The organism is Streptomyces tubbatahanensis, assembly GCF_022699385.1.
In the GTDB taxonomy this organism is placed as follows: domain Bacteria; phylum Actinomycetota; class Actinomycetes; order Streptomycetales; family Streptomycetaceae; genus Streptomyces; species Streptomyces diacarni.
The window spans coordinates 4,519,384-4,539,447 of sequence record NZ_CP093846.1; the positions used below are offsets into that span (position 1 = coordinate 4,519,384).

The window sequence follows — 20,064 nt, forward strand, 5'->3', positions numbered from 1 at the left end:
GTGGTGCCTCGCGCCGTTCCCCGCGCCCCTCCGGGGCGCGTCCACGTCTTTCCCGTCTCGCGGGACGCGGTTCACGCGCGCGGGGACGCCTCCGGGACGGCGGTGGCGGTGCTCTCCTCGCCCCCCTCGCCCTCCTCGCCCTGTGCGCGGGCGCGTGCCGCCGCGGCGCGCAGAGCGGCGCGGCCCTTGTGGGCGTTGCGCAGGGCGTCCCACGTCAGCAGGCACAGCGCCACCCACACCAGTCCGAAGCCCGCCCACCGCTCGGGCGGCATCTCCTCGTGGAAGACGGTGAGGCCGAGGACGAACATGAAGGCCGGGGCGAGGTACTGCAAAAGGCCGATCGTCGAGAGCGGCAGCCGTACGGCGGCGCTGCCGAAGAAGATGAGCGGCAGTGCGGTGGCCACGCCCGCGCAGGCCAGCAGCAGCGCGTGGCCGAGGCCCTCGGTGGTGAAGGAGGAGTCGCCGCGGGCGCCGAGGAAGAGCAGGAAGCCCAGGGCCGGCAGGAACTGCACGGCGGTCTCGGCGCTGAAGCTCTCCACTCCTTCGAGTTTGATGTGCTTCTTGATCAGGCCGTAGGTGGCGAAGCTGAACGCCAGGCAGAGGGAGATCCACGGCAGCCTGCCGTAGGCGACGGTCATCACGACGACGGCGAGGGTGCCGATGCCGACGGCGACCCACTGGGCGACGCGCAGCCTCTCGCGCAGCAGCAGCACGCCGAAGGCGATGGAGACCAGCGGGTTGATGAAGTAGCCCAGGGACGACTCCAGGACCTTGCCGGCGCTGACCGACCAGATGAACAGCCCCCAGTTGACGGAGATCACGGTGGCTGCCAGCACCAGCAGACCGAGCGTTCTGGGCTGGCGCACCAGCGCCTTCACCCACGACCAGCGGCGCAGCAACGCGAGGATCACCAGGGCCGTGGGCAGCGACCAGACCATGCGGTGGGCGAGCACCTCGCCCGCGCCGGTGTCGGCGAGGGCGTGCCAGTACAGCGGGAGCAGCCCCCACAGTCCGTACGCCGCGAAGCCGAACAGCAGGCCTGTGCGCTGCGCGCTCGGTGCTCCCATGAGCCCTCCCCGCCTTCTGGTCCAGGTGTGGTGTGTCGGCCTCTCGAAGGTAGCCGGAGAGCTCCCTTCTTGTCATTTCCGTACTGAATTATGGTCCTGTCGGGCCTCGGGGGCAGACGCGACGCGGCGAGGCCCGGCACCCTCGGGTGCCGGGCCTCGCCGGAGACGGAGCGGGGTGGGCTCAGCCCACGACCGTCCAGGTGTCGTTGCCGTGCAGCAGCGCGGACAGATCACCCTTGCCGCCCTGTTCGGCCGCGTGTTCGAGCTGGTTGGCCATCTCGGTGTCGTAGACGGGCCGGCGCACATCGCGCAGCACACCGATCGGGGTGTGGTGCAGCGTGTCCGGGTCGGCGAGCCGGGAGAGCGCGAACGCCGTCGTGGGCGTCGCGGCCTGCGCGTCGTGCACCAGAACGCCCTCGGTGCCCTCCTCGGTCACGTCGATGATCCGCAGGTCGCCGGTGGCCGGATCCCGCACGACGCCCCGGGAGCCGAGACCGTCCTCGGCCGGCGCGCCGAACCTGATCGGCTGACCGTGCTCCAGCGGAATCACGGCCTCCTGCGCTTGTTCCTTGTCTTTGAGCACCTCGAACGCGCCGTCGTTGAAGATGTTGCAGTTCTGGTAGATCTCCACCAGCGCCGTGCCCGGGTGGTCGGCGGCGGCCCGCAGCACGCTCGTGAGGTGCTTGCGGTCCGAGTCGACCGTACGCGCGACGAACGAGGCCTCGGCCCCCAGCGCCAGCGACACCGGGTTGAACGGGGCGTCCAGCGACCCCATCGGCGTCGACTTGGTGATCTTCCCGGCCTCGGAGGTCGGGCTGTACTGGCCCTTCGTCAGCCCGTAGATCCGGTTGTTGAACAGCAGGATCTTCAGGTTGACGTTGCGACGCAGCGCGTGGATGAGGTGGTTGCCGCCGATGGACAGCGCGTCGCCGTCACCGGTGACCACCCACACGCTCAGATCGCGCCGCGAGCTGGCCAGGCCCGTGGCGATGGCCGGGGCGCGGCCGTGGATGGAGTGCATCCCGTAGGTGTTCATGTAGTACGGGAAGCGGGACGAGCAGCCGATGCCGGAGACGAAGACGATATTCTCCTTCGCCAGCCCCAGCTCCGGCATGAAGCCCTGGACGGCCGCCAGGACGGCGTAGTCACCGCACCCGGGGCACCAGCGCACCTCCTGGTCGGACTTGAAGTCCTTCATCGACTGCTTGCCCACGGCGCGGGGCACCAGCGACAGCGCCTCGGGCGCCGGCGGCGCCCCGGCCGGCTGGGCCGGGGCGGTCTCCTGCGCGAGACCGGGGGACGTCTCAGCCATGTGCGAGGGCCTCCTTGAGTGCGGTCGCGAGCTGCTCGGCCTTGAACGGCAGGCCGCGCACCTGCGTGTACGACTGCGCGTCGACCAGATACCTGGCGCGGATCAGGGTGGCGAGCTGGCCCAGGTTCATCTCGGGGATGACGACCTTCTCGTAACGCTCGAGCACCTCGCCCAGATTCCGCGGGAACGGGTTGAGGTGGCGCAGATGGGCCTGCGCGATCTCGTCCCCCGCGGCCCTGACCCGGCGCACCGCGGCGGTGATCGGCCCGTACGTCGAACCCCAGCCCAGGACGAGCAGCTTCGCGTCCCCGCTCGGGTCGTCGACCTCCGTATCGGGGACCTCGACGCCGTCCACCTTCGCCTGGCGGGTGCGGACCATGAAGTCGTGGTTGGCCGGGTCGTAGGAGATGTTGCCCGTGCCGTCCTGCTTCTCGATACCGCCGATGCGGTGTTCGAGTCCTGGGGTGCCGGGCACCGCCCACGGGCGGGCCAGCGTGTGGGGATCGCGCTTGTAGGGCCAGAAGACCTCGGTGCCGTCGTCCAGCTCGTGGTTGGCGCCCGAGGCGAACCGCACGCGCAGGTCGGGCAGGTCGTCCACGTCCGGGATCCGCCACGGCTCGGAGCCGTTGGCCAGGTAGCCGTCCGAGAGCAGGAACACCGGCGTCCGGTAGGTGAGCGCGATCCGCGCCGCGTCCAGCGCCGCCGTGAAGCAGTCGGCCGGGGTGGACGGCGCCACGATCGGCACCGGCGCCTCGCCGTTGCGCCCGTACATCGCCTGGAGCAGATCGGCCTGCTCCGTCTTGGTCGGCAGGCCCGTGGAGGGGCCGCCGCGCTGGATGTCGATGATCAGCAGCGGCAGTTCCAGCGAGACGGCCAGCCCGATCGTCTCCGACTTGAGCGCCACGCCCGGGCCCGAGGTGGTGGTCACCGCGAGGGAACCGCCGAACGCGGCACCCAGCGCGGCCCCGATGCCCGCGATCTCGTCCTCTGCCTGGAAGGAGCGCACCCCGAAGTTCTTGTGCTTGCTCAGTTCGTGCAGCACGTCGGAGGCCGGAGTGATCGGGTACGAGCCCAGGAACAGCGGCAGGTCCGCCTGCTGGGAGGCGGCGACCAGCCCGTAGGAGAGGGCCAGGTTCCCCGAGATGTTGCGGTAGGTGCCCGGAGGGAAGGCGGAGGAGGCCGGCGCGACCTCGTAGGAGACCGCGAAGTCCTCCGTCGTCTCGCCGAAGTTCCACCCCGCGCGGAAGGCCGCGATGTTCGCCTCGGCGATGTCCGGCTTCTTCGCGAACTTCGACCGCAGGAACGCCTCGGTCTGCTCGGTGGGCCGGTGGTACATCCACGACAGCAGACCGAGCGCGAACATGTTCTTCGACCGCCCGGCCTCCTTGCGGCCCAGCTCGAAGCCCTTGAGCGCCTCGACGGTCAACGTCGTCAGCGGCACCTGGTGCACGCGGTAGCCGTCCAGCGAACCGTCCTCGAGCGGGCTGCCTGCGTAGCCGACCTTCGCCATCGCCCGCTTGGTGAACTCGTCCGTGTTGACGATGATCTCGGCGCCGCGCGGCACGTCGGCGATGTTCGCCTTCAGCGCGGCCGGGTTCATCGCCACCAGCACGTTGGGCGCGTCGCCCGGCGTGAGGATGTCGTGGTCGGCGAAGTGCAGCTGGAAGCTGGAGACGCCCGGCAGCGTGCCCGCGGGGGCGCGGATCTCCGCCGGGAAGTTCGGCAGCGTCGACAAGTCGTTGCCGAACGAGGCCGTCTCCGACGTGAAGCGGTCTCCGGTGAGCTGCATGCCGTCGCCGGAGTCGCCCGCGAACCGGATGATCACCCGGTCCAGGCGCCTGACCTCTTTACTGCCGGCGTCCCGTCCGGAGCCCTGGCCCCCTTCGGGGCCGGACTGGGGCCCGGCTGGGCTTTCGACCTGACTGGTCACGGTGGATCGGACCTCCCTCAAGGCGGCGGCTCGTCAGCCATCGTACGTTGCTAAGGGTTGCCTTCCCGCAGCTGTTCCCATCGTGGACATATTTCTGAGACGGATGCGGGCATCCGAGTGCCGTGGGCCCTCCGCGTGGACAGCGCCGCACCCCGGCACGCCCGCACCTGTCGCCCTCCCACCCGCTCCGACCAGCGGGAAAGCACCTCCGCGTCCGGGCACGCCCGCCGCCGGAGCCTAGGAGTCCAGATAGCGCAGCACCGCCAGCACCCGACGGTGATCCGCGTCACTCTGCGGCAGACCCAGCTTCGCGAAGATGTTGCTGACGTGCTTCTCGACCGCCCCGGGGCTGACCACCAGCTCACCCGCGATCGCCGCGTTCGTCCTCCCCTCGGCCATCGCGGCCAGCACCTCACGCTCCCGCGGCGTCAGCCCGGCCAGCGCGTCCTGCCTGCGGCTGCGCCCCAGCAGCTGGGCCACCACCTCCGGATCCAGGGCGGTGCCGCCGTCCGCGACCCGCGCGACGGCCTCCACGAACTCCCTGACCTCCGCCACCCGGTCCTTGAGCAGATAGCCCACCCCGCGGCTCGACCCGGCCAGCAACTCCGTCGCGTACTGCTCCTCCACGTACTGCGAGAGCACCAGCACCCCCAGCCCCGGATGGCGCGCGCGCAGCCGGACCGCGGCCCGCACGCCCTCGTCCGTGTGCGTGGGCGGCATCCGCACGTCCGCGACCACCACTTCGGGTGTCCGCCCTGCCGCGGCCAGCTCCTCCACCGCGGTGACGAGCGCTTCGCCGTCCGAGACGCCGGCCACCACCTCGTGCCCCCGGTCGGTCAGCAGCCGCGTCAGCCCCTCCCGCAGCAGGACGGAGTCCTCGGCGATCACCACGCGCACCGTGCGCTCCACGCTGTTCCCCCCGGCGGTCTCCCCCACGTTCCTCCCCACGCCCTTCCCCCACGTCCCCCGGCCGCCGGCTCGGCGACGCCCTCAGCATCCCAGATCGCGGCTCCTCTTTCCCTGCTCGCCTTTCCCTGCTCGCCCTGCCCGCTCCGCCCGTGCCGGTCACCGCCCCGGTCACCGCCCCGGTCACCACCAGGGCAGCTCCACTGCCATTCGCCAGGGTGGCTCGGCCGTCACCGCCGGGGGGCCTGGCCGTCACCGCCAGGGCAGTTCCGCCGTCACCGCCGTGGGGCCGCCGGCCGGCGAGTGCACCATCAGCAGCCCGTCCACTGCGCTCAACCGGTCGGCGAGCCCGGCCAGCCCCGAACCCGCCGCCACCGAAGCACCGCCTCGCCCGTCGTCCGTCACCTGGAGGAGCAGCCGCTCACCGCTGCGCCATATCTCCACCGACGCGTGGCGCGCGCCGCTGTGCTTGCTGATGTTCTGCAGCAGCTCGGAGACGGTGAAGTAGGCGATCCCCTCGATGGCGGCCGCCGGCCGCTGCGGCAGCTCCACGGTGACCGCGACCGGAACGGTGCAGCGCGCCGCGACCGCCGACAGCGCCGGGCCCAGCCCCCGGTCGGTGAGGATCGCCGGATGGATCCCGCGCGCCAGGTCGCGCAGCTCCCCGAGCGCCAGCTTCACCTCCTGGTGCGCCTCCTCGACCACCGTGGCCGCGCCCCGGGGATCCTCACCCAGCTTCTCCTTCGCCATCCCGAGCCCCATCGCCAGTGACACCAGGCGCGCTTGCGCCCCGTCGTGCAGATCCCGCTCGATGCGGCGCAGGTCGGCAGCCGCCGTGTCCACGACCACGCCGCGGTCCGTCTCCAGCTCCGTCACCCGCGCCGCCAGCCACGAGGGGCCCAGCAGGCCGCCGACCAGCACCTTGTCGACCTGCACCAGACCGCGGACCAGCCACGGCGTCAGCAGGACGACCAGCAGCCCGCACCCCGCGACCACCGCCAGCTCAACGGGGCCGTCCAGTGCCCTGGCGTGCGCCAGCCGCCGGGAGCCGAGGACGATGCCGTCGGTACCGACCTGGAGGGCGGGGCGGTCGGCGTACCGGGGGAAGAGCCACTCCCAGGCGGGGTAGGTCAGCAGCCCCCAGCCGGCGCACAGGCTCGCACCGGCCGCCAGGCAGCTGAAGAACGACCAGGGCAGGTGCAGCAGCGCGTAGAGCAGGTGCCGCCAGGACACCCCGCTGCGCAGCAGGGCCCCTATCCACGACATCACCCCGCTCGACCGCCGCAGCGTCCGCACCGGTTCGGGCTCCCGGACATCAAGCTCCAGCAGACCGCGCGCCCTGGCCCGCTCCAGGTGCCCCAGAGCCCGGCACCCCGCCAGCCCGGCCGCCAGCACCGGCAGTCCGACGAAGGTGATCAGCAGGGCGGCGCCGAACGCGAGCGCGCCGAAGGCATAGCAGAAGGCGATGCACGCCAGCGGCAGCCCCGTGGCCACGTACGTGAGCTCGCGCATCGACTGCCGGGCCAGCGGCGCCCGCAACAGGGCGAGCCACCAGGGGCGGGGGAGAGGGGTCACCGTGGTCACCGTGGTCATGCCACAAGGATCCTCCGCTCCGGCGCGGCGGGTAATCCTGCGCACCGCAGTCCTTCGACGGGGGTTAACCCCACCCAGGGCCCCTGCTGCGGGCCCCTGCTGCGGATCCCTGCTGCGGCGCCGTGCTCCGGTGCCCTCGCGGGCTCGGCACGGCGCTGTCCGAAAACCGTCAGGGCGCCGGGTGCGGGACCGTCCAGGAGTGTGACGCTGCTGTCCTCCGGGAGTGCGGCAGGGCCTACACTCCGTGCGTACAGATCGTCGAAGGCACACGCCGAAGGCAAACACCGGAAGCGAACGCCGAAAGCACACACCGACACGGGACGGGACAGGTGCCGGACTACTTCCACGGCTACGCGGTCGTCGGGCTGGTGGCGGTCGTCGGTGTGCTCTTCGTGGGCGTGGCCTTCTCGGCCGGCCGGCTGCTGCGGCCCGTCGTCCCCACCCGCGAGAAGATGCTGACCTACGAGTGCGGCGTCGACCCGGTCGGCGAAGGCTGGGCACACACCCAGATCCGCTACTACGTCTACGCCTTCCTGTACGTCATCTTCGCCGTCGACTCGGTCTTCCTCTTCCCCTGGGCGACGGTCTTCGACGCCCCGGGCTTCGGCGGGATCACCCTCGCCGAGATGTTCGTCTTCCTCGGCTTCCTGACCGTCGGGCTGCTGTACGCGTACAAGAAGGGCGTCCTGGAATGGACGTAACGCACACCCCTGACCCCGCACCGGCCCCGCGCCCCGAGGGCCGCCCCCGGCTCGGCCTGCTCTCGCGGCTGGCCCCCGAGCCGATGAAGGTGGTCCTCAACTGGGGCCGCCGCTACAGCCTGTGGGTCTTCAACTTCGGGCTGGCCTGCTGCGCCATCGAGTTCATCGCCGCTTCCATGGCGCGCCACGACTTCATCCGGCTCGGCGTCATCCCCTTCGCCCCGGGGCCCCGGCAGGCCGACCTGATGGTTGTGTCCGGCACGGTCACCGACAAGATGGCTCCCGCCGTCAAACGCCTGTACGAGCAGATGCCGGAGCCCAAGTACGTCATCTCCTTCGGCGCCTGCTCCAACTGCGGCGGCCCCTACTGGGACTCCTACGCCGTCACCAAGGGCGTCGACCAGATCATCCCCGTCGACGTCTACGTGCCCGGCTGTCCGCCCCGCCCCGAAGCGCTGCTCCAGGGCGTGCTCAAGCTCCAGGAGAAGATCGCCGCCGAGTCGACCGCCGACCGCTACGCCCACGCGCGCGGCCACGCCCGCGACGCGGGCCCGGGCCCCTCGGCCGCGGCCCTCACCAGCGACCTGGTGACCCCACCCGCCCGCCCGGTATCCGGCGATACGGGTACCGGTGGTTCGGCCTCCGGTGGTTCGGCCTCCGGTGGTTCCTCGGCCGACGGCTCGTCCGGTGACTCGATCGGTGGCCCGGCCGGTGGCCCTGCCGAACCAGAGGAGGGGGAACGGTGACCGTGCCGCCCGAGCACCCCGGCTGGCTGCCGCGCCCGCCCGGCGAACTGTTCGGTGAGGGTGCGAGCGCCGCCGAGGCGTACGGTCTGCTCACCGTCGACGTGCCCGCCGCCTCCTGGATCCCCGCGCTCACCACGGCCCGTGACGCACTCGGCTGCACCTTCTTCGACTGGCTCAGCGCGGTGGACGAGCCCGGCACCGGCTTCCAGGTCTGCGCCCACGTGGCGGCCCTCCACCTGGCGGGAGCCGGCGTGCGCGGCCTGCTCCTGCGCACGACGGTCCCGCACGAGGCCCCCGCCCTGCCGACCGCCACCGGCGTCTACGCCGGTGCGGCCTGGCACGAACGCGAGACCCACGAGATGTTCGGCGTGGACTTCACCGACCACCCCCACCTCGAACCGCTGCTGCTGCCCGAGACCTTCGAGGGGCACCCGCTGCGCAAGGACTTCGTACTGGCCGCGCGGGTCGCCAAGGCGTGGCCGGGCGCCAAGGAGCCCGGCGAGTCCGGGCACGGCGGTCCCAAGCGCCGCCAGATGCTGCCGCCCGGCGTCCCCGACCCCAACGAGTGGGGCCCCCTCAAGGGGCAGCTGCCCCCGGCCCCCACCCGCGAGCGCTCCCGCCGCGCCGCCGGCGACACCCCACGGCGCGCGCGCAGCGCGGGCGCGGGATCGGCCTCCCAGCGCGGGGACTCGTCCGGCACGCCGGAGGGCACCGAAGCCGCCCCCACGCCCCCCGCCGCTGCGCGCCGCCCCCGCCGCAACCGCTCGGCGAGCGCCGGCTCGGCCTCCCAACGCCCGGCCGAACCGACGGAGTCGTCGGCCCCGACGGAGACGGCCCCGACGGACTCGGCCCCACCGGACTCGGCCCCGACGGAGACGGCCCCGACGGAGACAGCCTCGACGGGGCAGCCCGAGACCGCCGCGAAGCAGTCCGAGAGCGAGCGCCCCACTGCCGCCGAGCCGCCGTCTGGGACCGAGGCACCGTCCGGGACCGAGGCACCGTCCGTGCCGGAGCCGCCCCGTTCCGCCGACGCTCCCTGGCACCATGCCCGCCCGGCGCGCGACAGCGGGTCCGAGGACGCCGAGCCCCGCACCGACGAAGGCGCGGGGCCTCGCGCCGACGAGGACCGCAGCGACGGCGCCGGAGCCGACCGCAGTGACGGCCGTACAGGCGACCGCAGCGACGACCACGGAGACGACCGCGGGGAGGACGGAGCCTGATGGACGCTCTCGACGTGACCGTCCGGATCGTCGCCGTCTTCCTCGCCTTCCTCCTGCTGCCCCTGCTGGTCGGGCAGACCGAGCACAAGGTCATGGCCCACATGCAGGGCCGGGTCGGGCCCATGTACGCGGGCGGTTTCCACGGGTGGGCGCAACTCGTCGCCGACGGTGTGAAGTTCGCGCAGAAGGAGGACATCGTCCCCGACGGCGCCGACCGGCGGGTCTTCCATCTGGCGCCCGCGCTCGCGCTGATCCCCTATCTGCTGGTGCTCGTCGCGATCCCCGTCGCGCCGGGCGGGGGAGTGGCCCAGGCGCTGGATGCCGGGATCTTCTTCGTGCTGGCGGTGATGGGGGTCGGCATCCTCGGCTCGCTGATGGGCGGCTGGGCGTCGGCCAACAAGTTCTCCCTCCTGGGCGGTCTGCGCACCGCGGCCCAGCTCATGGCCTACGAGCTGCCGATGCTGCTCGCCGCCGCCTCCGTCGCGATGGCGGCCGGCACCCTCTCGCTCCCGGGCATCCTCGGGGTCTGGGAGTGGTGGTGGCTGCCGTGGCAGCTCGTCGGCGGTGTCGTCTTCTTCACGGCGGGCCTCGCCGAGCTGCAACGGCCGCCTTTCGACGCGCCGGTCGCCGACTCGGAGATCATCTTCGGTGCGTACACCGAGTACACGGGGTTGCGGTTCGCACTGTTCCTCCTCGCTGAGTACGCGGGCATCGTCGTTCTCTCCGCGCTCACCGCCGTGCTCTTCCTCGGCGGCTGGCACGGTCCGTCCGCAGACGGCCTGGGCTGGCTGTGGATGCTGCTGAAGACGGGTGTGCTCGCCTTCGGCGTGATCTGGCTGCGGGTCAGTTATCCGAGGCTGCGCGAGGACCAGATCCAGCGGCTGGCGTGGACCGCGCTCGTCCCGCTCGCCCTCTTCCAGATCGCCCTCACCGGCGTCGTCAAGGTGGTGATGTAGCCGTGTCCCCCACGCCCTCCGAGCGCATGCCCTCCGAGCGCACGTCCGAGGAGCGGGACCGGACCTCGCGCGGGGTCTTCGGCTCCGGGCTGGCCAAGGGCCTGGCCGTCACGCTGCGCACGATGACCCGGCGGTCGGTCACCGAGCACTACCCGGACGTGCAGCCCGATCTGCCGCCCCGCACCCGGGGCGTGATCGGGCTGTTCGAGGAGAACTGCACCGTCTGCATGCTCTGCGCCCGCGAGTGCCCGGACTGGTGCATCTACATCGACTCCCACAAGGAGACGGTTCCTCCTGCCGCGCCGGGCGGCCGCGAGCGCAGCCGCAACGTGCTGGACCGGTTCGCCATCGACTTCGCGCTGTGCATGTACTGCGGTATCTGCATCGAGGTGTGTCCTTTCGACGCGTTGTTCTGGTCGCCCGAGTTCGAGTACGCGGAGACCGACATCCGGGAACTCACCCACGAGCGGGACAAGCTGCGGGAGTGGATGTGGACCGTGCCCGAGCCGCCCGGGCTGGACGAGCGTGCCGAGGAGGCCAAGGAGCTGGCCGCGGCCCGTAAGGCGGCGGACAAGGCCGCGCAGACGGCCGAGGCCGAGCGGCTCGCCGCCCATCGTGAACAGCCCCCGCAGGAGACCGCCCCCGACCAGGAGACCGCCCCCGACCAGGAGGTCGCCCCCTCTCAGGAGGCCGCCTCCGGCGAGTCGGCCCCTGGTGATGCGGCAGCCGGCGAGTCGGCCTCTGGTGAACCGGCCCCCGGAGGAGCGCTCCCCGGCGGACCGACCCCCGGCGCGGCACGGGACGAGGACCGACGGGACGGTGACGCGTGAGTCCCGCGACCACGGCCCTGGCGCACGCCGAGCCCCTCCCGCACCTCCACGGCCTCCAGCCGCTCGCCGCCGGGCATCCCGGCTTCCTCTCCCCCACCGGGGTGGAGATCATCTTCCTCCTCGTCGGACTCGTCACCCTCGGCGCCGCCGTGGTGACCGTCGTCACCAGGCAGCTGGTGCACGCGGCGCTGTGGCTGGTGGTCGCGCTCGGCGGGGTCGCCGTCGAATACCTCCTGCTCACCGCCGAGTTCATCGCCTGGGTACAGGTGCTGATCTACGTCGGTTCCGTCGTCGTCCTCATCCTCTTCGGCCTCATGCTGACCAGAGCCCCCATCGGTCGCTCGCCCGACGCCGACTCGGGCAACCGCTGGGTGGCGCTCGTCGTCTCCCTCGCGGCCGCGGCGACCCTCGTCACCGTCGTCGTCGACGCCTTCCGTGCCACATGGATCGACCTGGAGCAGCCCGTGGGCCCGGGCGAGGGCTCCTCCGAGGTGACCGGCATGGCGCTCTTCCGGCACTGGGTGCTGCCCTTCGAGGCGCTGTCGGTCCTCCTTCTCGCGGCGCTGGTCGGCGCCATCGTGCTGTCCAGACGGCAACAGGCCGCCCGTCCGGGCGCCGGCGGCAGTGGCGCCCCGGGCAAGGCGGGTGGGAACTGATGCATCTCGCCTATCCCGCCACTCTCGCCGTCCTCCTCTTCTGCGTCGGTCTCTACGGCGTCCTCGCGCGCAGGAACGCCATCCTCGTCCTGATGGCCGTCGAGCTGATGCTCAACGCCGTCAACCTCAACCTCGTCACCTTCGACGTCTGGCTCCGCGACACCCTGCACGCGGGCCAGGCGCTGACCCTCTTCACCATCGCGATCGCCGCGGCCGAGATCGGCATCGGCCTGGCCATCGTCCTGCTCGTGTACCGCAACCGCGGCAGCTCCGACGTCGACAGGCTCCGGGACCTGAACGAGCGCGACGGTGCCGAAGCCGAAGCCGAAGCCGAAGCCGAAACCGGTGCCGATGCCGGTGTCCGCGGCGGCGGTTCACGCGAGGGGAAGAGTCTGGCACCCGCCACTGACAACGACGCCGACAGCGGCTCTGACCAGGCACGTCAGGGCAGTCCTGACGCAGGGAGGCGCCCCGCGTGAGCACCACGATCCTCGCCGCTCTCGTCCCGGCCCTTCCCGCGCTCGGCGCGCTCGCGGGCCTTCTGCTCGGCCGCCGCGCCCCCGGGTTCGTGCGGCCGCTGGCCGTGCTGCCCACCCTGACCGCCGCCGTCCTCGCGGTCGTCGTCGCGGTGCGCCAGGGCGGTGGCACCCCGGTCCGGGCCGCGACCGAGCTGGCACCCACGGGCAACGACGCGCTGCCGATCCAACTCGCCCTCCACCTCGACGGCTTCGCCGTGCTCGTCGCGGTCCTCGTCGGTCTCGTCGCCACCTGCGTGCAGCTGTACTCGACGGGCTACCTGCGCGACGACCCCCGCTACGCCTCGTACGCGGCGCTCGTCTCCCTGTTCACGGCCGCGATGTTCCTGGTGGTCTACAGCGACGATCTGATCGTGCTGCTGGTCGGCTGGGAGGTCATGGGCATCTGCTCGTACTTCCTGGTCGGGCACTACTGGCAGACCCCGGCGGCCAGGTCCGCCTCCCTCAAGGCCTTCCTGGTCACCAAACTGGGTGATGTGCCGTTCCTCATCGGCATCCTGGCGCTGGCCTCCGAGGCGGGCAGCTTCCGTATCAGCACCGTCGTCACCCGGCTGACGTCGTCGCTGTCTGGCTTCGAACTGACGCACCCGACGCTGATCGCCCTGCTGCTGCTCGCCGGGGTCGCGGGCAAGTCGGCGCAGTTCCCGCTGCACTCCTGGCTGCCGGACGCGATGGCGGGCCCCACGCCCGTCTCCGCGCTGATCCACGCGGCGACGATGGTCGCGGCCGGCGTGTACGTGGTGGCGCGGCTGCTGCCCGTCTTCGCCGCCTCCACCGCCGCGCTGGTCGTTCTGGCGGTCGTCGCCGCCGTCACCATGACGGGTTCCGCACTGGCCGCGCTGGCCCAGGACGACATCAAACGGGTGCTCGCCTACTCGACGATCAGCCAGCTCGGCTACATGGTCGCGGCCCTGGCCGTCGCCGACCGGGGTGCCGCCGTCTTCCACCTGCTCACCCACGGCGCGTTCAAGGCGCTGCTCTTCCTCGCGGCCGGGGTGGTCATCCACGCGGCGGGCACCAACTCGCTGACTGTCATGGCGCGTACCGGCGGCATCGCCCGCCGTGCGCCCGACGCGTACTGGACGATGAGCATCGCCCTGCTCGCGCTGGCCGCCATCCCGCCGTTCTCCGGATTCTTCTCGAAGGAGGCCGTGCTCGCCGGAGCCGAACACGCCGCCTTCGGAGGCGCGCACGCCCCGTTCGACGGGGCGCACGCCGCGCCCGCGAGCGCCGGGTGGATCGTCTTGGTGGCGGGTCTGGTCACCGCGCTGCTGACCGCGGCCTACGCGACGCGGCTGTGGCTACTGGCCGGAGCGCCCCAGCGGCTGCGGGGAACCGTCAGCCCCGGCGGCCAGGCAACCGAGGGGACGGCCCACGGCACCGACAGGGCGGCGCCACTCGTCGTCGGACCGGAGAAAGCCGCAGAGCACGTACCCGAACAGGTGCCGCAGCAGGCACCGGAGACGGACCTCGCCACCCCGGAGCAGACCGGGGACAGTGCAGACGGGCACCACCGCCTTCCCGTCGTCATGAACGCCGTCCTGTGGGTCCTCGCCGTGCCCTCTCTCGCCCTCGGTCTCGTCTTCCCCGTGCTGCCCCACTGGTTCGACGGCGCCTCTCTCACGCCCACGCTGACGACCTCCGTACTCGCCACAGGCGTCGCCCTGGTGGGCGGCCTCGTCACCTACGCCACCTGGCGCCACAGCACCGCACTCGCCGCGCTCGACCCGCAGCACGACGCCGACCCCGGTGTGCTGCTGCTCGGGCCGCTGCACCGGCACGCCGCCGCGGGCTTCCACCTGAACGCCCTCTACGACGCCGTCGCCGTACGCCCCCTGGCGGGAGCCGCCCGGCTGGTGCGCTTCGTGGACCGGGAGGTCGTCGAGGCCTACGTGAACGGGGCCGGACGCGGCGCCCGGCTGCTGGGCGCGGCCGTGCGGCGCGCCCAGACGGGCAACGTGCAGACCTACCTCGGTGCGCTGCTGACGGGCTCCCTCGTGCTGGCCGTCATCGCCGTGGTGGCCGCGACCGGAAACGGAGGGGCGTGACGTGATCCCGCTCGACGACACCGTCCTGCAGGCGCTCCTCGTCGCCGTCGTCGCGCTGCCGCTGCTCGGCGCCGTGGCCGCCGTGCTGCCCGCACCGCCCGGACTGCGCGGCCGCGGCCCCGACCAGGCGGTGCTGCGGCACGGTGTGACCGTCACCGGCGTCGTGCTGCTCGCCACCGTCGTGCTGGCGCTCGGCTTCGACACCGACCGCTCGGACGCCATGCAGGCCGAGTCCGACGTCAGCTGGATCCCGGCGCTGGACGTACGGCTGCACTTCGGCATCGACGGCATCTCCCTGCCGCTGCTCGTCCTGACGGCACTGCTGGCGTTCCTGTGCGCCCTCTACAGCTACGCCAGGATGCCCGCGGGACCGAGCCCGAAGGCGTTCGTGGCGCTCATCCTGCTGCTGGAGTGCGGCACGCTCGCCACCTTCGCGGTGCTCGACCTGATGCTGTTCTTCCTGGCGTTCGAGACGGTCCTCGTCCCCATGTACTTCCTCATCGCCCGGTGGGGCGGTCAAGGCAGGGGACCGGCCGCGTGGAAGTTCATCCTGTACACGCTGCTCGGCTCCGTGGTGATGCTGCTCGGACTGCTGCTCCTCGGGCTGAACGCCGGCACGTTCGACATGGCCGCGCTCGCCCGGCAGCACGGCGCCGGGCTCGGCCACACCACCCAGGTGCTCGCCGCCTTGGCCATCGGCCTGGGACTGGCCATCAAGGCACCCATGTGGCCGCTGCACAGCTGGCTGCCCGGCGCCCACACGGCGGCGCCCACCGTGGGCTCCGTCCTGCTGGCCGGTGTGCTGCTGAAAATGGGCACCTACGGGTTCGTACGCATCGTCCTGCCAGGCGTGCCGGAGGGGGCGCACACTTTCGCGCCGTACCTGGCGGCGTTCGCCGTGGTCGGCATCGTGTACGGATCGCTCGCCTGTCTGGCCCTCGCCCTCCCTTCTTCCGACCGCTCATGGAGGCGTTTCGCGCCCCAGTCGTCCCCGGGCACGCAGGGCGACCTCAAGAGGCTGATCGCGTACTCCTCCGTCGGGCACATGGGCTTCGTCCTGCTGGGCATCGCCACCCTCACCCACACGGGCGTGAACGGTGCCCTCTACGCGAACCTCGCGCACGGGCTCGTCACCGGCCTGCTGTTCTTCCTCGTCGGTGCCCTGAAGGACCGCGCGGGCACCAGCGATCTCGACACCCTCGCCGGCGCCACGGGAGCGGCGCTCTACGGCAGGGCACCGCGGCTGGGAGGGCTGCTCGCCTTCGGCGCCGTCGCCTCACTGGGACTGCCGGGGCTGGCCGGCTTCTGGGGCGAACTGCTCGCCCTCCTGGGCGCCTACCATCCGGCGGCCGGGCTCAGCAGGCCCGCCTTCCTGGTCTTCCTCGCCCTCGGCGCCCTCGGCACGCTCCTGACGGCCGCGTACATGCTCCTGGTCGTGCGCCGCGTGTGCATGGGCGACCCGGCCGCCCCCACGTCGGTCCCGGGCCTGGCGAAGGTGCCCGACGTCCGAGGTGTCGAGTTCGCCGCCTGGACCCCGCTGGTGGTCCTCACCGTCCTCGCCGGACTGTGGCCCGCGGCCCTCCTGGGACTGATGGACCCGGCCGTGCAGAGCCTCCTGCCAGGAGTGACCCGATGACGCTCCACACCGCCGTCCTCCACGGCCCTCACGGAACCGCCCCGAGCGCCACCGCTCAGGGCGCGCACGACCTCGTGCACAGCGGGCACGACCTCGTGCACAACGGGCACGCTCTCGTGCACAGCGCGGCCGCCCAAGGGACGCAGGGGGCGCAAGGGGTGCACCAGCTCGTCCAGAACGTCGACTGGGCCGCCATCGCCCCGCCGGCGATCGTCGCCGTCGCCGCACTCGTCGTCCTGGTGGCCGACCTGTTCCTGTCGGAGCGCCGCAAGAGTCTGCTCGGACCGCTGTCCGCCGTGGCGCTCGCGCTCGCCGCGCTGTCGCTCCTCCCTCTGGCCGGCGAGGACCGGCACACCTTCTGCCTCACGGCCGGTCCGCGCGCGTGCAGCTACGTCGCCGACCCCTTCGCCCTCTCCCTCCAGCTGCTCGTCCTGGGCGGCGCCCTGGTGACGGCCCTGCTGTCGATGACACCGGTACGGCAGGAGCGGCTGCCCGCCGGCGAGTTCTGGTTCCTGCTGCTGTCCTCGGCCTCCGGCGCCGCCCTGCTGCCCGCCTCACGCGACCTGGCGACACTCGTGGTCGCCCTGGAGGTCGCCTCCCTCCCGGCGTTCGCCCTGGTCGGACTCCGGCGCGGACAGCGGCTCTCCTCCGAGGCCGCGCTGAAGTTCTTCCTCTCGTCCGTCGCCGCCACCGCCGTGATGCTCCTGGGAGTCAGCTTCGTCTACGCCGCCACCGGCAGCATGCACCTGGAGACCGTCGCCGAGGCGCTGCCCCGAGTCGACAGCCGGCTGGGCACCCTCGCGGCGACAGGCGTGGCGCTCACCCTGGTCGGCTTCGCCTTCAAGACGGCCGCCGCACCTTTCCACTTCTGGGTCCCCGACACCTACGTGGGCGCGCCGGTGCCCGTCGCCGCCTACCTGTCGGTGGTCGGCAAGGCAGCCGGCTTCTCCGGGCTGATCCTGGTCGCCGTCCGGGCGTTCCCCTCGTACGCGGACGTCTGGGGGCCCGTGCTCGCGGTGCTGGCCGCGCTCACCATGAGCGTCGGCAACCTGGGCGCACTGCGCCAGCGGGCCGACCGTGCGCACGGGGCGGTCAGGCTGCTCGCCTGGTCCTCGGTCGGACAGGCGGGCTACCTGCTGGTCCCGATCGCCGCCGCCGGTGTGACGGGCCAGGACGGACGAGCGGTCGGCGCGACAGTCGCCTACGCGCTCATGTACGCCGTCGTGAACCTGGGCGCCTTCGCCGTCGTCGCCGCGCACCGGCCGCCCGGCGGGGACGGCAGGCTCGACGACTACCGCGGCCTCGCCCGCACCCACCCCTGGGCCGCCGCGGCACTCGCGTTCTTCCTGCTGTGCCTGGCGGGCCTGCCACCGGGGATCGTCGGACTGTTCGCCAAGGTCACCGTCTTCTCCGCGGCCGTGGACGCCGGGCTGGGCTGGCTCGCCGTGGTGATGGCCGTGAACGTCGTGATCGCGCTCGTTTACTACCTCACCTGGACGGCGCTGCTCTTCCGCCCGTCCGCCCGGCAGCCGGCCGGCGCTGGCCCCGCGCCCGCGCCGGTGGCCATCCCGCTGCCCCTGACCGTCACCGTGGCACTGACCTCGGTGCTCGCCCTCGCCACCTCCGGCGCTCCCCAGCTGCTCCTCCGGTTCGCGGACCTCGCGCTGTTCTGACGCGCGGCCCGCCTGGGGCCCTCCAGGTCTCCCTCCACCGGGCGACCCGTACCCGCTTCCGGTGCCGTCCGAAGGGGTACCGGGAACGCGTCGGCCCCCGGGGAACCGAGAACGTGCGCTCTCCGTTGACGGGAAAGGGAGGGTCCACATGACGGGGCCGTCGACGGCGGAAGGTCCGCCCGGCTCGGGGCCCCGCAGCACCATCTGGAGGGCGTACCGTGCACCGCCGGCACAACGGGCTGAGGACAGCTCTGCTCCTCGGAGGGCTGTCCGCTCTCATCGTCGTCATCGGGAGCTTCTTCGGCACGACGGGCCTGCTGATCGCCCTGCTGATCGCGCTGGGTACGAACGCGTACGCGTACTGGAACAGCGACAAGCTGGCGCTGCGTGCCATGCGCGCCCGCCCGGTCAGCGAGTTCGAGGCCCCGCAGCTCTACCGCATCGTCCGCGAACTGTCGACGGCCGCGCGGCAGCCCATGCCGCGGCTCTACATCTCGCCCACCCAGGCACCGAACGCCTTCGCGACCGGCCGCAACCCGCGCAACGCCGCGGTGTGCTGCACGGACGGCATCCTGCGCCTCCTGGACGAGCGGGAGCTACGCGGCGTCATCGGCCACGAGCTCAGCCACGTCTACAACCGGGACATCCTCATCTCGTCCATCGCCGGGGCCCTCGCCTCCGTGGTGCTCTTCCTGGTGAACTTCGCCTGGCTGATCCCCCTGGGCCGCTCCGACGACGACGAGGGGCCAGGGCTGGTCGGCATGCTGCTGATCATGCTGCTGGGCCCGGTCGCCGCCTCCCTCATCCAGCTCGCCGTCTCCCGCTCCCGGGAGTACGAGGCGGATGCCTCGGGCGCTCAGCTCACCGGTGACCCTGCGGCGCTCGCCTCCGCGCTCCGCAAGCTGGAGGCCGGTACGGCGCAGCTCCCGCTGCCGCCCGAGCCACGGCTGGAGACCGCGAGCCACATGATGATCGCCAACCCGTTCCGCAGAGGCGAGGGCGGCATGACCAAGCTGTTCTCCACACATCCTCCCATGGCCGAACGTGTCGCACGGCTGGAGAAGATGGCAGGCTGGCGAGGGTGAAGACCCTTCTCAACCTCATCTGGCTGATCTTCTCCGGACTGTGGATGGCCCTCGGCTATCTGCTCGCCGGTGCCCTGTGCTGCGTGCTCGTCATCACCATCCCGTGGGGGCTGGCGTGTTTCCGTATCGCGGCCTACGCGCTGTGGCCGTTCGGCAGAACAGCCGTACAGCGGCACGACGCCGGCGCGGCCTCCGGGATAGGCAACATCGTCTGGCTCATCTTCGCCGGGATCTGGCTCACCATCGGCCACATCACGCTCGGCGTGGGGCTGTGCGTGACCATCATCGGCATCCCGTTCGGCCTGGCCCACTTCAAGATGGTGCCGATCTCGCTGATGCCGCTCGGCCGCGAGATCGTCCCCACGGGCACCCCGGCGGCGTACCCGCACTACCGCTGGTGAAGCCCGGCCGCCGCCGTCCGGAAGGGTCCGGGCAGCGGCGGCCGGCCCCTCCCGGACGGCACGGCCCCGCTCAGCGGTAGTTCACGAACTGCAGCGCGAAGTCGAAGTCCTTGCCCTTCAGCAGCGTGATGACCTCCTGAAGGCTGTCGCGGCTCTTGGAGGTCACCCGGAGTTCTTCGCCCTGCACCTGCGCCTTGACGCCCTTGGGACCCTCGTCCCGGATCACCTTCGCGACCTTCTTCGCGTTGTCCTGGGAGATCCCCTCCTGGAGGGACGCGCCGATGCGGTACTCCTTACCGGAGGCCTGCGGGTCACCGGTGTCGAGCGCCTTGAGCGAGATGCCGCGCTTGACCAGCTTGGACTGGAAGATGTCGAGCACGGCCTCGACCCGCTCCTTGGAATTCGCCCGCATCTCGATCCGCTCGCCCGACCACGCGATCGAAGCGTCCACACCCTTGAAGTCGTACCGCTGGGAGATCTCCTTCGCGGCCTGGTTCAGCGCGTTGTCGACCTCCTGCCGCTCGACCTTCGAGACGATGTCGAAACTGGAGTCGGCCATGGTGAGTTGGCTCCTCGTACATAGATCCGGCAGAAAGGCGGCGGCCGCGTCGAGGCGGCAGCCGTGCGCAAAGCCTAGCCACCCGCGACCGGCCTTCCGCGCTCTCCTCGGCGGCGCCGCGCGGACCACTCGCCGCGGCGCGAACCGGGTGGCGAACCACCCCCGGCCATCGGGTATGGTTTACACCGTTGCCGCGGAGCACCGCCCCA

General features: G+C 72.0%; 18 protein-coding genes. 12 read left to right on the plus strand and 6 right to left on the minus strand.

Going from position 1 to position 20,064, the window contains the following annotated elements:
- Nucleotides 1-71: 71 nt before the first annotated feature.
- The 5 genes from rarD to MMF93_RS19445 form a co-directional block, all read right to left on the minus strand.
- Nucleotides 72-1,067, minus strand: a complete 996-nt coding sequence (rarD, locus tag MMF93_RS19425; protein WP_242753296.1) for an EamA family transporter RarD — start codon at nucleotides 1,065-1,067, stop codon at nucleotides 72-74.
- Between the two features lie 181 nt (nucleotides 1,068-1,248).
- Nucleotides 1,249-2,379 (minus strand): 2-oxoacid:ferredoxin oxidoreductase subunit beta, encoded by a 1,131-nt coding sequence (locus MMF93_RS19430; protein ID WP_423835476.1) that lies wholly within the window; start codon nucleotides 2,377-2,379, stop codon nucleotides 1,249-1,251.
- Entirely contained in the window at nucleotides 2,372-4,309 is a 1,938-nt protein-coding gene (locus MMF93_RS19435) for a 2-oxoacid:acceptor oxidoreductase subunit alpha (RefSeq protein WP_242753298.1), read from the minus strand. The genes MMF93_RS19430 and MMF93_RS19435 overlap by 8 nt, the downstream gene beginning before the upstream one ends.
- 237 nt (nucleotides 4,310-4,546) lie before the next feature.
- Nucleotides 4,547-5,206, minus strand: coding sequence for a response regulator transcription factor (locus MMF93_RS19440; protein WP_242757661.1), 660 nt, complete (start codon nucleotides 5,204-5,206; stop codon nucleotides 4,547-4,549).
- A 261-nt stretch (nucleotides 5,207-5,467) separates the two neighbouring features.
- A complete protein-coding gene (locus MMF93_RS19445) occupies nucleotides 5,468-6,808 on the minus strand; it encodes a sensor histidine kinase (RefSeq protein ID WP_242753300.1) in 1,341 nt (446 codons plus the stop codon).
- 329 nt (nucleotides 6,809-7,137) lie between these two features.
- Here MMF93_RS19445 and MMF93_RS19450 point away from each other — a divergent pair, with 329 nt between their 5' ends.
- The 12 genes from MMF93_RS19450 to MMF93_RS19505 all read left to right on the plus strand — a co-directional run bounded on the left by MMF93_RS19450 (nucleotide 7,138) and on the right by MMF93_RS19505 (nucleotide 19,296).
- Nucleotides 7,138-7,509: an NADH-quinone oxidoreductase subunit A gene (locus MMF93_RS19450; RefSeq protein ID WP_114018848.1), complete on the plus strand. Its 372-nt coding sequence runs from the start codon at nucleotides 7,138-7,140 to the stop codon at nucleotides 7,507-7,509.
- Entirely contained in the window at nucleotides 7,500-8,255 is a 756-nt protein-coding gene (locus MMF93_RS19455; protein WP_242753302.1) for an NADH-quinone oxidoreductase subunit B, read from the plus strand. The genes MMF93_RS19450 and MMF93_RS19455 overlap by 10 nt, the downstream gene beginning before the upstream one ends.
- Nucleotides 8,252-9,475, plus strand: a complete 1,224-nt coding sequence (locus MMF93_RS19460) for an NADH-quinone oxidoreductase subunit C (protein ID WP_242753304.1) — start codon at nucleotides 8,252-8,254, stop codon at nucleotides 9,473-9,475. The genes MMF93_RS19455 and MMF93_RS19460 overlap by 4 nt, the downstream gene beginning before the upstream one ends.
- Nucleotides 9,475-10,431 carry a complex I subunit 1/NuoH family protein gene (locus MMF93_RS19465; RefSeq protein WP_423835477.1) on the plus strand — a complete coding sequence of 319 codons (957 nt, stop codon included), beginning with the start codon at nucleotides 9,475-9,477 and terminating at the stop codon, nucleotides 10,429-10,431. Before MMF93_RS19460 ends, MMF93_RS19465 begins: the two co-directional genes overlap by 1 nt.
- A 26-nt stretch (nucleotides 10,432-10,457) precedes the next feature.
- A complete protein-coding gene (locus tag MMF93_RS19470; RefSeq protein WP_242757663.1) occupies nucleotides 10,458-11,261 on the plus strand; it encodes a NuoI/complex I 23 kDa subunit family protein in 804 nt (267 codons plus the stop codon).
- A 17-nt stretch (nucleotides 11,262-11,278) separates the two neighbouring features.
- A complete protein-coding gene (locus tag MMF93_RS19475; protein WP_423835623.1) occupies nucleotides 11,279-11,917 on the plus strand; it encodes an NADH-quinone oxidoreductase subunit J family protein in 639 nt (212 codons plus the stop codon).
- Entirely contained in the window at nucleotides 11,917-12,396 is a 480-nt protein-coding gene (gene nuoK / locus MMF93_RS19480; RefSeq protein WP_242753306.1) for an NADH-quinone oxidoreductase subunit NuoK, read from the plus strand. The genes MMF93_RS19475 and nuoK overlap by 1 nt, the downstream gene beginning before the upstream one ends.
- Nucleotides 12,393-14,501: an NADH-quinone oxidoreductase subunit 5 family protein gene (locus MMF93_RS19485; RefSeq protein ID WP_242753308.1), complete on the plus strand. Its 2,109-nt coding sequence runs from the start codon at nucleotides 12,393-12,395 to the stop codon at nucleotides 14,499-14,501. Before nuoK ends, MMF93_RS19485 begins: the two co-directional genes overlap by 4 nt.
- Nucleotide 14,502: 1 nt before the next feature.
- On the plus strand, nucleotides 14,503-16,137 hold the full coding sequence (locus MMF93_RS19490) for a complex I subunit 4 family protein (RefSeq protein WP_242753310.1): 1,635 nt from the start codon (nucleotides 14,503-14,505) through the stop codon (nucleotides 16,135-16,137).
- A complete protein-coding gene (locus tag MMF93_RS19495) occupies nucleotides 16,134-17,810 on the plus strand; it encodes an NADH-quinone oxidoreductase subunit N (protein WP_242753312.1) in 1,677 nt (558 codons plus the stop codon). The genes MMF93_RS19490 and MMF93_RS19495 overlap by 4 nt, the downstream gene beginning before the upstream one ends.
- Nucleotides 17,811-18,028: 218 nt before the next feature.
- The gene (gene htpX, locus MMF93_RS19500; RefSeq protein WP_242753314.1) at nucleotides 18,029-18,895 is read left to right on the plus strand and encodes a zinc metalloprotease HtpX; all 867 of its coding nucleotides are present in this window, start codon (nucleotides 18,029-18,031) and stop codon (nucleotides 18,893-18,895) included.
- Nucleotides 18,892-19,296 carry a YccF domain-containing protein gene (locus MMF93_RS19505; protein ID WP_242753316.1) on the plus strand — a complete coding sequence of 135 codons (405 nt, stop codon included), beginning with the start codon at nucleotides 18,892-18,894 and terminating at the stop codon, nucleotides 19,294-19,296. The genes htpX and MMF93_RS19505 overlap by 4 nt, the downstream gene beginning before the upstream one ends.
- Before the next feature lie 70 nt (nucleotides 19,297-19,366).
- Here MMF93_RS19505 and MMF93_RS19510 read toward each other — a convergent pair whose 3' ends face one another.
- Nucleotides 19,367-19,855 (minus strand): YajQ family cyclic di-GMP-binding protein, encoded by a 489-nt coding sequence (locus MMF93_RS19510; RefSeq protein ID WP_242753318.1) that lies wholly within the window; start codon nucleotides 19,853-19,855, stop codon nucleotides 19,367-19,369.
- Between the last annotated feature and the right edge of the window lie 209 nt (nucleotides 19,856-20,064).